The sequence below is a fragment of the Carboxylicivirga sp. genome (genome assembly GCF_982718395.1).
This window is the reverse complement of record NZ_CEXQWX010000022.1, coordinates 1-12,604: the sequence shown is the minus strand read 5'-3', so window position 1 is coordinate 12,604 and position 12,604 is coordinate 1. Positions and strand designations below refer to the sequence as shown.

The 12,604-nt window shown below is 38.3% G+C and carries 9 protein-coding genes and 1 pseudogene; 8 read left to right on the top strand and 2 right to left on the bottom strand.

Features of this window, described 5'->3' with window-relative positions; all coding sequences use genetic code 11:
• Nucleotides 1-18: 18 nt before the first annotated feature.
• The 5 genes and pseudogenes from AC4MRQ_RS06505 (at nucleotide 19) to AC4MRQ_RS06485 (ending at nucleotide 6,947) form a co-directional block, all read left to right on the top strand.
• On the top strand, nucleotides 19-2,400 hold the full coding sequence (locus AC4MRQ_RS06505) for a discoidin domain-containing protein (protein ID WP_491196847.1): 2,382 nt from the start codon (nucleotides 19-21) through the stop codon (nucleotides 2,398-2,400).
• An 11-nt stretch (nucleotides 2,401-2,411) separates the two neighbouring features.
• A pseudogene (locus AC4MRQ_RS06500) lies at nucleotides 2,412-3,251 on the top strand (glycoside hydrolase family 97 N-terminal domain-containing protein); the annotation flags it as partial.
• Nucleotides 3,237-4,376 carry a glycoside hydrolase family 97 catalytic domain-containing protein gene (locus AC4MRQ_RS06495; RefSeq protein ID WP_491196873.1) on the top strand — a complete coding sequence of 380 codons (1,140 nt, stop codon included), beginning with the start codon at nucleotides 3,237-3,239 and terminating at the stop codon, nucleotides 4,374-4,376. The pseudogene AC4MRQ_RS06500 and the gene AC4MRQ_RS06495, both read left to right, overlap by 15 nt.
• Nucleotides 4,377-4,458: 82 nt before the next feature.
• Entirely contained in the window at nucleotides 4,459-5,481 is a 1,023-nt protein-coding gene (locus AC4MRQ_RS06490) for a hypothetical protein (protein WP_491196846.1), read from the top strand.
• 26 nt (nucleotides 5,482-5,507) lie between these two features.
• Nucleotides 5,508-6,947 (top strand): sulfatase family protein, encoded by a 1,440-nt coding sequence (locus AC4MRQ_RS06485; RefSeq protein WP_491196845.1) that lies wholly within the window; start codon nucleotides 5,508-5,510, stop codon nucleotides 6,945-6,947.
• A 146-nt stretch (nucleotides 6,948-7,093) separates the two neighbouring features.
• Here AC4MRQ_RS06485 and AC4MRQ_RS06480 read toward each other — a convergent pair whose 3' ends face one another.
• Nucleotides 7,094-8,401 (bottom strand): acetyl-CoA hydrolase/transferase family protein, encoded by a 1,308-nt coding sequence (locus AC4MRQ_RS06480; RefSeq protein ID WP_491196844.1) that lies wholly within the window; start codon nucleotides 8,399-8,401, stop codon nucleotides 7,094-7,096.
• A 310-nt stretch (nucleotides 8,402-8,711) separates the two neighbouring features.
• Here AC4MRQ_RS06480 and AC4MRQ_RS06475 point away from each other — a divergent pair, with 310 nt between their 5' ends.
• Entirely contained in the window at nucleotides 8,712-9,125 is a 414-nt protein-coding gene (locus tag AC4MRQ_RS06475) for a DUF6146 family protein (protein ID WP_491196843.1), read from the top strand.
• Here the strand turns inward: AC4MRQ_RS06475 and AC4MRQ_RS06470 are convergent.
• Nucleotides 9,122-10,021 (bottom strand): DMT family transporter, encoded by a 900-nt coding sequence (locus AC4MRQ_RS06470; RefSeq protein WP_491196842.1) that lies wholly within the window; start codon nucleotides 10,019-10,021, stop codon nucleotides 9,122-9,124. The two genes, AC4MRQ_RS06475 and AC4MRQ_RS06470, sit on opposite strands and share 4 nt — an antisense overlap.
• Nucleotides 10,022-10,604: 583 nt before the next feature.
• Here AC4MRQ_RS06470 and AC4MRQ_RS06465 point away from each other — a divergent pair.
• Entirely contained in the window at nucleotides 10,605-11,417 is an 813-nt protein-coding gene (locus AC4MRQ_RS06465; RefSeq protein WP_491196841.1) for a hypothetical protein, read from the top strand.
• A 106-nt stretch (nucleotides 11,418-11,523) separates the two neighbouring features.
• On the top strand, nucleotides 11,524-12,604 hold a 1,081-nt coding region (locus tag AC4MRQ_RS06460; protein WP_491196840.1), incomplete at its 3' end, for an ATP-binding cassette domain-containing protein.

Genomic DNA, 12,604 nt, shown 5'->3' with positions numbered 1-12,604 from the left:
CATTATTGTGGAGGACAGATGAGAAAAATTCTATTAATTAGCATATTAGCCTTCTTTGTATTGAGTGGCTTTAGCCAGGAAAAAATCTTTCCTGGAGCAGATGAAAATACACCATCGAAGGCGCAGTACTTTAGCTGGATAAATAACACCAATGAAGGTGCTACAGAAGCACACACCATGATCAATCTTGCATTTTTTGAGTGGTTGAAAGAAACCTACGGAATGCAACTCGATATTTATGCATTTGATGCAGGAGCCATCGATGGTAAACGCTTTTATGGCAGTATTTATTCCGATCGTTTTAAGAAACAATTCCCCAATGGTTTTGACCCGATTTATGAAAAAGCAAAAGATTTAGGTATCCGCTTAGGTGTTTGGGGCGGTCCTGATGGTTTTGGAACCATGGTGGAAGAGGAACAAGCGCGCATTGATCAGATGGTAAAACTTTGCCGTGATTATGAGTTTGCACTATTTAAATTTGATGCAGTGTGCGGCCCATTACCTTTGGAGAAAGAAGATGCGTTTATCCGCATGATGAAGCAATGTCGTGAATACAGTCCCGATCTGATCTTGTTGAATCATCGATTAGGTCTTCAGAAATCAGAGCCATATGCCACAACCTTTTTATGGGAAGGGTATGAGACATACATCGATGTGTTTATGACAAACGATATCACAGCTCCTCACAACAGAGCAGGAGCACTTACCAGGGGCTTACCACCAGAAATGAAACGTTTGACTGAAGATCATGGCGTATGCCTTTCTTCCTGTCTGGATTATTGGGAAGACGACCTGGTGTTACAGGCCTTTAATCGTTCATTGATTCTGGCGCCTGAACTATATGGTAATCCATGGTTGCTGCGTGATGATGAATTTTCGCAATTAGCACGTTTCTTCAATTTGCATCGCAAGTATGGTCATATATTGGTCAACGGCATGGAACTGCCTGAGTCGTATGGACCACATGCCGTTTCACGTGGTGATGATCGAACTCGTATGTTAACGCTTAGAAACCTGGACTGGAATGAAACCAGCTATACTATTCAGCTCGATGAAGAAATTGGATTAAAAGAAGGTGAAAACATTACATTAGTTCAATTACACCCAACTGAAAAAGTGATCGGGACTTTCAAACAAGGTGAAAAAGTGAGTGTACCAGTATTGCCTTTCAGAGCGTCAATGTTATTGGCAACAAGCGAAGAATATGATGAGCCGGCTGTGAAAGGAGTTGATTACAAGGTGATTCGTAATGTGGAAGGAGCACCTGTTGAGTTGGAGTTATTGGGGCGTCCGGGTGAATCTGCGTTCCTTAGCATTCCATCGTTCGATAACTATCAATCGGCAACGCTTAATGGAAAGTCAAATGCTAAATTGATAGCAGGTAAAAAATTGAAAGTGAAGTTCCCGGGCGAGAAGTTGCAACAAAACAGTCATCGTAAATTAACGGATCTGAGATTAGGTAAAACTCCTGATGATGTTGAAGCACTCTATGAAGCAACTGTATTTTCAGCAGATAATAATGCTCTGGAAGTGCGTTCAGTTCAACGTTCAGGAGAAACAAAGATACCAGCTGTTCAAACCGCAAGAGATGCTTTTTTCAATCAACCAACTTTTGTTAAAAGAGGTATATGGGATAAAAACTTGTTTGATGGTGACCATGCTACTGGTTTCTGGCCATCATTTAAATATAAACGCGACCAGAAAGTGAAAGGTGGTTGCTTCCGATTAGATTTAGGTGAGGTGACAGATATTGACAAGGTTATTTTATATGTACCTGATGATTTTTCATTACAACCACTATTGCGCGAGGAAGGTAACTATGTTGAAGTATCAACCGATCTGAAGTCGTGGGAAACCTTAACTTATTTGGCAGGTGAGAAGATGGTTATCAACCTTGAAAAGCCGGTAAGATATCTGCGTTTTAAAGAATTTCCTCAACGTATTGTTGAAATTGAAGGCATAAAAGATGGTCAGAAAGTTGAACGCAACAAGTGGCGGGCTTCTAACCTGTTTGCTCATGTCGATAAAATGAAAGCACAACAAGTCTGGATGAGTACAATAAGTCTGGATGAAGTCGCTGAAAATAGCTATTTGTGCGTGGCTGTTAACGGAATGCATGGTATTGAAGGTGCTTACGCTGCAGTAAAAGTAGATGGAGAACTTCGTGGTGCCCCTAATCGTGCTGTTTCCTACCCTTCCAATACATGGGAATACATCAATGCCAAACGAGATAAGAATTACACTTACTATATTCCGGTATCAAAGGATGATATAGGAAAAGAGATTGAGGTGTATGTGATGGGCTATGATAAAGAAAACCTGGATTTGAAGCCAGAAGTGTGGATCACCGCTTATCCACAACCATATCAATCAATTAAATTGGAGTTGAATCGCAAATAAGAATTTACCCAATGAATAGATTATTAAAAATTAGTTTGTTACTGGTTGTTGTTTGCATTTCGTTTTTTGCATCAGCCAAAACAAAAACATATAAAGTAAGCTCGCCGGATAAAACGATTGAACTACAGGTATTGATTTCCGAGCATATACAATTTTTGGTTAAAATGGAAGGTCAAACCATTGTAAGTCCTTCAACCATTGGCATGCAACTTGAAGAACAAGAGCTTGGAGAAATGGCAGTTGTGAAGAATGTGAAACGTCATTCAATTAATGAGACCATCATTCCGGTTGTTAAAATTAAAGAAGCCCAAATAGCTAATGTTTGCAATGAATTGACATTGGAATTTAAAGGCAATTATGCTGTCAGCTTTCGTGCTTATAATGAAGGTGTAGCCTACCGTTTCGAAACCAGTTTGCCGGGTGAGATAACCGTTTTAAGTGAAAAAGGAACTTACGCCTTTCCTGAGAATTATATGTGCTGGTGGGGTAGAGAGAAAAGTTTTCAATCACACAACCAGGTGTATTACGATTATACATCACTGCAAAAACAAGGTGAAAGCGATCTGGCCAGTCTGCCATTGATACTGAATCCGGCCAATGGTCCCAAAATTGTCATTGCTGAAACGGATTTGGTTGATTACCCCGGATTATGGATCAAAGGTGCTGAAGGACTTGTGCTCGAAGGAACATCACCGAAATGTGTGAAGCACTTTGATGAATTGAGTGATCGTAATCTGCCTATTCGTGAACGTGAGAATTACATTGCCAATACAAAAGGCACACGTACCTTCCCTTGGCGAATTTTTGCCATTGCTGATAATGATGGTGATCTGGTGATGAACCAGTTGACTTATATCCTGTCATCAGAAAACAAACTTGATGATACAGCTTGGATTGAGCCTGGTAAAGTAGCCTGGGACTGGTGGAATGCAAACAATGTTTATGGAGTTGATTTCAGAGCCGGATTTAATACAGAAACCTATATATATTATATTGACTTTGCTGCAAAATATGGCGTTGAAAACATCATGCTAGACGAAGGCTGGTACGAGTTAGGAGACATAACTGTCGTAAAACCTGAGTTGAACCTGGAAGAGCTGATTGCATATGCTGATAGTAAAGATGTTGGTGTCATGTTATGGTGTGTTTGGAAAACATTGGATGACCAGATTGATGAGGCATTTGAATTGTTCAGAGATTTGGGTATTAAAGGAATTAAGGTAGATTTTATGAACCGAGATGACCAATGGATGGTGAATTATTTCCATCGGATCGCTGCCAAAGCTGCCGATTACCACTTAATGGTCGATTTTCATGGTTCATATAAACCTGCAGGGTTACGCCGAATGTATCCCAACGTAATGACGCGTGAAGGAGTCAATGGAGGTGAGCAATTTAAATGGAGCCTGCGTCAAACACCGGAACATGATCTGATCTTACCCTTTGGACGTATGTTGGCCGGGCCACTTGACTATACGCCTGGTGCTATGGCTAATGCACAGGATAAAGATTTCGAACCGATATTTGATACACCGATGAGCATGGGAACACGTTGTCATCAGTTGGCCATGTTTGTAATATACGAGAGTCCGATTCAGATGTTGTGTGATAGCCCTACGCGTTATTACCGCGAGTCGGAATGTATGGAATTCTTATCTGAAGTGCCAACAGTGTGGGATGAGACAAAAGTCATAGATGCTAAGGTAAGTGATTACCTGTTAATGGCTCGTCGTCTGGGAGATAAATGGTATATCGGCGGCATGACAGACTGGACAGAAAGAGTGTTGCCACTTGATTTATCTTTCTTACCAGAAGGGCAACAGTTCAAAATGATCATTTATCAGGATGGTATCAATGCTGATCGCGATGGCAACGACTTCGATATGAAAGAAATTATAGTAGATAAGAACTATAAAGCAGATATTGATATGAAAGCAGGTGGTGGCGTTGCTGCTATGCTGCATCCGGTTAAATAATTAGAGTTTATTAGTAAATCATATTTCAGCAGAGGTCATGCTTCGGCATGTTACCTCTGCCTGGAAATTATCAGCTTAAAAAATGAGAATAATAATTTTTACATGCTTATTAGGACTGCTCGTTCTGCAAGCTTGTGACTCAAAAAGTGAGAAAAGCATAACTACACCAAGGATAAAAGTAACCGCATCTGAAAAGGGTTTTATCTACCTGGATGGACAGTTTACTGGCTATTCAACTCCTGCTGAAATAAAAGTGACCAAGGGAGATTATATTATTGGTGTTGCAACGGAATCATCTAAAGAATATTTTCGAAAAACGCTAACCATAGAAGACGATGCTGAAATTAACCTGACGACTTCAGATAAACCAGAGCCGAAAAGATGGAAAGCTTTATGGGTTGGGGTACATGAAGTAACTGGTGTTTCTGTTTCAGGACATTGTAGTTCTCAATTTAGTAAGGAAGAGTTAGATGCAGGTTATGATTTCTTTATGTGGAGCATTGAGAATCATTTCGAACCATTTTCATTCAATACAACTCAATGGGAAGTTGAGCGAAAAGATATTATCACCCCTATAGAATTACACAAGGCCAGCAATACCTGGTTTACCCTGGAACCGGAATCAATCACCGCATTAATACCAGAAGTGGAGCCTGGCAATTATGATGCAGTTTTTGTATTCTGGCGCGAGAAGGATGGTTCATGCAGTTTCCAGAGCTCTTACTTTGGTTTGGCCTGGACTGATCCTATTAATGATCCAATACAGACAGGATACATCACCATTAAGTTTGATGCAGGTAATGATATTCAGGAAAATATCAATTGGTATAAAGAAAATGATCCTGGCGTATGGGTGCATGAATGGCTACATACCGTAGGTGAAAACTACTTTCAGGATTGTGGTGAACGATTACCCGAAAAGGGCAGTGATGGATTAGTGTTGCACGCTGCCGAAAAATACCATTATACTTACCCATGGATGGATTGGTACAGTGATTTTATGAGTGGTCAGGTGAAGGATTTAGGCACAGGTAATACCTACTGTGGTATTGGTCCCGAGGCATTCTTAAAATATACTGTTCGTGAAAGTGCTTTGGTGAAATAATCTAACTGAACCTTAAATCATTTGTAATGAATAAAGTTCCATTGTTGTTAGTCATCATATTATGCTTAACAATAGTTTGCTGCAGGCAAGAGGTTCAGAAGCCTAATATCTTGTGGATCTATGCTGAAGACTTGAGCCCGGAATTTGGGTGTTATGGCAACACTATTGTGAAAACTCCTAATGTTGATAAACTGGCTGAAAATGGCATAATGTTCACCAACGTGCATATGCCTTCGAGTGTTTGTTCAACGGTACGTTCTGCTATAATTACGGGGATGATGCCAACAACATTGGGATTGCATAACCATCATAGTAGTCGTGATTTAGCTTCCGCTATTTTTTTACCAGATACAATTAAAACATTGCCAGAGTTATTTAAAGAGGCAGGTTATTTCACCTTTAACTATGGTAAAGATGATTATAATTTCTGGTACGATCGGCGAAACCTGTATGAAGGACCGTTTCGTTCTATTGGGATGTATGGCATGCAAGAGCTCAAAATTGATTGGAATGAGCGGGATAGTGATCAACCATTTTTTGGTCAGATTCAATTGTATGGCAATAAGCATATCTATAACCAGAAGTTCAAAGAGAAGATCATTCGTCCAATAGATGCTGATTTGATTGAGGTACCGCCTTACTATCCTGATTCAGCATTTGTGCGAGAAGATATGACGAATCATTTAGAATGTGTTGAACTGACTGATAAGGAGGTTGGTACAATTGTCGAGCAACTAAAAGCAGATGGTCTATTGGAAAACACCTATATCTTTTTCTTCTCCGATCATGGGATGAGGTTGTGGCGTCATAAACAGTTTTTATACGATGCAGGAACAAAAGTGCCTTTTGTATTAGCATATTATGGAGATGATGGGCGTATAGAAAAAGGCTTGGTTAATGACGATTTGATTAGCGGATTGGATATTGGGACTACAAGTTTAGGATTAGCCAACATTGAAATTCCTGCATATACCGAAGGGAATGATTTTTTAAGTGTTGATTATGATCCACGTGAATTCGTGATTTCAACACGTGATCGCTGTGATTTTACAATTGATCGCATTCGCTCGGTTCGAACAAAAGCTTTTCGTTACATCAAAAACTATTATCCGGATAGACCTTATATGCAGCCCAATTACCGTGATGAGTGGAAGATCACACAACGTATGCGCCAGTTGGCACAAGAAAATAAACTGGGAGAAGTACCTGCTATCTTTTGGGGAAATAAACGGCCTGTTGAAGAGTTATATGATGTTGAAAATGATCCACATATGATTAATAATCTGGCAAGAGATACAACTTACCATACAGAATTGGTAAAAATGCGGGAAATTCTGGCGAAGTGGGAAAAAGCAACTGATGATAAAGGGCAATATCCTGAAAGTGCAGAAGGATTACGTTTTATGTACAATCGTTGGGGTGATAGGTGTGTTAATCCGGAATATGAACAGTTTAAAAATAATTGAATAGACTTTAATCCTGATGTAAAATTTTAGTGTTAATTAGTGTGATAAATGTCTGGAAGTCGGCTTGAGAGAGTCGGCTTCTTTTATATAAAAAAGAGCCATCCAATCAGGATGACTCTTGGAATATATCGAATGTTTGGTTTCGATTAAATATTAGGATTTACATAGTGAAAATGTCCTCCAAATCGATCGAATGCTGCTTTGTCAAGCATCTCCTGATGGTCTGGATGAGCAACAGAGATGATTAGCTTAGCACGCTCCTGCATGGTTTTTCCATACAAATTAACAGCGCCATGCTCTGTTACAAACCAGTGCATATTGGCACGAGTGGTTACAACACCTGAACCTTGTAATAATGTTGGAGCAATCTTTGAAATACCTTTACCGGTTACCGATGGCATTGCGATAATTGGCAGACCACCTTTAGAATAACCTGCTCCACGGATAAAGTCAATCTGACCTCCTACACCTGAATAGTGTGTGGTACCAATTGAATCAGCACAAACCTGACCTGTAATATCTACTGAAAGTGCAGAGTTAATAGCAGTAACCTTATCGTTCTGACGGATCATGTGCACACTGTTAGTGTGACGAACATCCATCATGGCAACCATTGGGTTGTCATCAATAAAATCATAAAGCTTTTGTGAACCCATTAGGAAAGAAGCAACCATCTTACCAGGATCAAGTTGCTTGCGCTTACCGTTTACAACTCCTTTTTCAACCAATGGAAGAATACCGTCTGCAAACATCTCTGTATGTACTCCAAGATCCTTGTGGTTACCAAGCTGCGCTAACACAGCATTTGGAATACCACCGATACCCATTTGAAGACAAGCTCCGTCCTCGATTAATTCGGCTACATTTTTACCAATGGCAATATCCATATCAGTTAATGCCCCCATATCATGTGTATACAGCGGACTGTCGTCTTCCACAAAGTAATCGATTTCACTCATGTGGAAGATAGCATCACCCCATGCGCGAGGAACATTTGGGTTAACAGCTGCTATTACGATATCAGCACATTCAATAGCAGCACGGGTAGCGTCAACAGAAGTTCCAAGTGAAACAAAGCCGTGCTTGTCTGGAACTGAACACATAATCATGGCTACATTTACTTTCAATACACCTTCACGAATCAACTTTTGCGTCTCACTCAAGAATACAGGAATGTAATCAGCGTAACCGGCTTGTGTTTGCTTGCGAAGGTTTCCTCCAACGAAGAATTGCTCTGATACGAAAACACCTTCAAATTCAGGATCAGCAAAGTCTACTTTATCCTCAATATGAATATGCTGAATTTTAACATCATAGAATTCCTTGTTGCGTCCACGGTCAACCATAGCCTTAATTAATTTGTGCGGTGTTACAGCCACACTACTAAGGTGAACACGGTCGCCTGTCTTAATCACTTTTACTGCCTCTTCAGCCGATATCGCTTTATAACTCATGACTTTATTATTTATAGATATTTTTCTTTATTTAAAGGCTGCAAATTTAGGAAAATAAAGGTGGATGCAAGCGTTAATTAATAATTATTAAGAAGAAACTCAATATTTAAAACAAATCTGAAATAAAACACTTTTTAACGATTAGAAATGAAAGTGAAATTGTAAGAATACCAGATTGTAATCAATTACTTACTGTAAAGGTTCTCATGTGCTTAAGTAATTTTAACTATTCAGTAAAAAGGCCTGTGTATTTGACCTCATTGGCTCAAAATTTGCTTAACTTGAATGATAACTATTAACGACTGATGCCATGAAGTACCTGTTATTTATATCTGTTCTGACGCTTGCATTGTATTCATGTCAATCAAGCAAGCCTGTGTCAGCTTCTGATGCACCTGCTCAGGAGTTGAGCGTTGAGGCCAGCGATTCAACAGAATATGAGTTGATCGTTTTTGATCCTAGGTTTGATACCTTTTTAGCTACACAACCATATCCTAAAGAGTTTTATTCGAACGATTATTATCAAAACTGGAACTACCGCTACTGTGTTGAGTGGAATATTCGCCATTCTAATCCGATTCGTTATGGCGATTTTTACCAAACGGAAATTCCCTATGATCTTAGTGTTGATTATGGAGTTGATTTTAATTTCACGCTTTACCAGTATTTTCAATTTATTGATAGAGAATATGGTATTGTGTTAATAAGTCGACGTGGGCGCTAATTCTTTTTTTGATTTACCAGGCCAATAGCCAGTATTGTTCCAATAATTACCAATAGTGCACCAACATATGCCATTGGTGTTACCTTATTAATAGGAAACCAATTCACATTAAGTGCTACCAAAAGCTCTAATACGATAAAAGTAATAACTGGGTTCATTATGATGACAATACTGATCTTATTGGCTTCGGTGTATTTGAAAGCCGCTGATAAGGTGCCGTATGCAACCACTGTATTTAAGCCTAATGCAACTAATAATATCCATACCCACAAGTCGTAGGTTTGAGTAAACAATTCGAAGTTAACCGCTGGTGTAAATAAGATAACTGGTAGACCAAATATAATCAGGTTAATGTGTTGAGGGTGATATTTGCGTACAAGCTTTTTGTTAAAAAACGCATATCCGGCCCAACTTGTTGCAGCACCAAGAGTCCAGAGAGCACCTCTGATTAAAGCTTGTTTTTGCGTTATAAGTTCATTGATCTGATTGTAGTAAAAAACAAAGAACCCAATGGTCGCAATTACAAAACCAATCATTCGAATAAAAGTAATTTTCTCTTTGAAAACGGTAAATCCAATAATTCCAAGCATTACAGGTCCGGTTTGAATAATGACCTGTGTAGCTGCGGGACCAGCATAATGAATGCCTTGTACGTAGCCAATGTAGTTGCCGGCCAATAAGACGGCACCAGCTAACATCATGATTGGAGGCTTTTTATATATTTTCAAAAAATCTGGCTTTTTAAAAGCATAATAAGCTATTAAAACTACACTTGCCACCAAAAAGCGAGACCATACAATGGTATATGAATCAAAATAGTTTAATGCAACCTTAAGTGCAATGGCCAAAATACCCCACAAAATGGCTGTTGTGGCTGCTAATAATATTCCTTTCATACTTTAATATTTACATCTCCATATCTGGAATTGCTTATAAAACTTACAATGTTGCCACTTGCAGTTTGAATAATTAGGTATCATGTTGTTTTAAACTGGCAACAAGTATTTCTAAAAATCAATACTTCCAGTATAATACTACATCAAAACATCTATTTGGTTTACTGAAGTGCGATTTTTTATATAAAATGATTGCAAAAATTGGTGCTGGAATTGAATAAAACAATGATTTGTTAGCCAGAACTTATTAAAAATGCATTAATCATTTAAATAATAACAGCGGCAGAATAGATTATTTTTAAAATCACTTATATTTGTTTCAGGATTTTTTTATCCTGAATAGATACTAAGAATCGTGTTTATATCAATGGATTGAAACTAAAGATTCTGGCTTGGAAAATCCTGGATTTCGATTAAAATAAAACCAAAACCATAGACACATATAAGCTAAAAGAAATGTGTCAAGTGAAATTAATATTAAACACATGAAACGAACACGAATTTTAGCATTCTAAGATACTGAAAGAAGAATGATTAAAATTCATGGAAGTTCTATGTGGTAAATGAAGAAAAATTTAAACACATGAAAAGCACTATTCGAATAGCATCTTTGATTGTCGCTGCTACTATGATGTTGACGGCTTGTAACAGTAAAAAAACAAAACAGAGCAAGGCGCCGGAAATAAAAAAAGAAAACGTTGAAAAAGAAGTAAGAGAGTTTGTTTATCCCTTACCTACCTCATTTGAAGTAGCTGAAATGCTCAATCGAATTGAAGCTTCTTATATTCTTTCATTGTCGAATCCGGTTTCAAATGTTGACAAGTATTTAACCGAGAAATCACAAGCTTTAAACTTAGGTATCTATAGTTCCGATTTAAGTTACGCCAGCACCTATCGTCAACAGCAGGAGACTTTGGATTTTATGAATGCTTCGAAGGCATTGATCGATAAACTGGATATTTCAGCTGCATTGGATGGTAAATTACTGGAAGCAATTGAGAATAATTTAGATAATAAAGATGAGTTGGTTAATGTTATTTCTAATTCATTCTATAACACTTACGAGTATTTAAATAAAAATGATCGTGCACCTGTTTCATTATTGGTTGTATCAGGAAGCTGGGTTGAAGCTTTGTATATTGCTTGCCATATTTCGGACGAAACGTTTAGCAATAAAGAAATGGTTGCCATTATTATGAAGCAAAAGGAGCCATTGAATAAGCTGATGACTATGCTTGAAGTTCATGCTGCAAATGAAGATGTTAAGTCTACCATTGATGATCTTAAAATACTTCATGAAATATATAATAGCATTGATGCCGGAAGTATTACAATTGAGCAATTAGAAGCTATTGAAAAAAACGTTGCTGTTTTACGTGAGAAGTATGTATCGTAAATAGCTTAGAATATAAAATTATGAAAGGGAAGCCAACATCGGTTTCCCTTTTTTCTTCTGTGAAAATAAAATTACTATCTTTCAAACCAACCCATAATACACTATAATGAGTGAACTTTTTTTGGATGCCTTGATGCAAATTTTTGCTCTTCTGACCGATTTGCGGGAAGAGCAAAAAACAGGGGATGGTACTGTGGAAGTCAGAAACTTCTTGCTTCGTAACCTGAATAAAGAATTTGCCGATCAGGCTTTAGCTCGTTATGAATTTTACATTAGTGAATACCACAAAGATTCATATAGTCAGGACCAGAAGATCAGGGATAAACAAGCCTCATCGAATTTGGATCGGTTAGCTGAAATCAGTGAACAACTTAATCAGGAACTGGAGCAGTCGGAGAAATACATGTTAATCACAAACATGTTGAATTATATTATGCGTGATGGACATGTTTCTGATGAAGAGGGTGTGTTTACAGATGCTTTGGCCAAATTCCTGAAACTGGATGAACAGGATTATAGTAACCTTCGGACTTTTATTCTGGAGTATCCTTTAGAGGTAGAGGATAAAGAACGTCTTTTACTAATTAGTGGTCAGAAAGAAAAACCTGATGAGAATATAAAGCACATTTACAATCCAAAACAGCAAATATTTGTGTGGGTGTTACATGTGCAAGAAACCAACCTGCTGTTTTTTCGTTATTCAGGGAACCGAAATTTATACCTTAACGGACACATCATTGAGCAGAATAAAGGTGTAGCATTCCGGCCAGGTGCAGTAATCAAAACTTCCCGGATGGCACCGGTGTATTATGGTCGCGTAGCCGAAAACTTTATTGCTCGTCCCGGACGGGCAAGGATACTTTACCGCGCACTTGATGTTTCGTATAAGTTTAATAATAATCAAATAGGTATTCATCCATTCAGCTTTTCAGGACGGTCGGGGCAATTAGTGGCCGTAATGGGCGGAAGTGGTACCGGAAAATCAACACTTCTCAATGTGTTGAATGGTAATCTTAAATATAATTCAGGCCGGATTCATATTAATGGGTTTGATTTACACAAAGATGCAGAAACGTTGGAAGGTGTCATTGGTTATGTACCTCAAGACGATTTATTGAAAGAGGAATTAACCGTATTTGAGAACCTGTATTTCAATGCACGCCTTTGTTTTAGTCATTTTGAGAAAG

Excerpts from the sequence above, each read along its gene's own strand:
- AC4MRQ_RS06490 (WP_491196846.1), top strand. The coding sequence starts at position 4,459 with ATGAGAATAATAATTTTTACATGCTTATTAGGACTGCTCGTTCTGCAA.
- AC4MRQ_RS06495 (WP_491196873.1), top strand. The coding sequence starts at position 3,237 with ATGAACCAGTTGACTTATATCCTGTCATCAGAAAACAAACTTGATGAT.
- AC4MRQ_RS06505 (WP_491196847.1), top strand. The coding sequence starts at position 19 with ATGAGAAAAATTCTATTAATTAGCATATTAGCCTTCTTTGTATTGAGT.
- AC4MRQ_RS06485 (WP_491196845.1), top strand. The coding sequence starts at position 5,508 with ATGAATAAAGTTCCATTGTTGTTAGTCATCATATTATGCTTAACAATA.
- AC4MRQ_RS06465 (WP_491196841.1), top strand. The coding sequence starts at position 10,605 with ATGAAAAGCACTATTCGAATAGCATCTTTGATTGTCGCTGCTACTATG.
- AC4MRQ_RS06475 (WP_491196843.1), top strand. The coding sequence starts at position 8,712 with ATGAAGTACCTGTTATTTATATCTGTTCTGACGCTTGCATTGTATTCA.
- AC4MRQ_RS06480 (WP_491196844.1), bottom strand. The coding sequence starts at position 8,401 with ATGAGTTATAAAGCGATATCGGCTGAAGAGGCAGTAAAAGTGATTAAG.
- AC4MRQ_RS06470 (WP_491196842.1), bottom strand. The coding sequence starts at position 10,021 with ATGAAAGGAATATTATTAGCAGCCACAACAGCCATTTTGTGGGGTATT.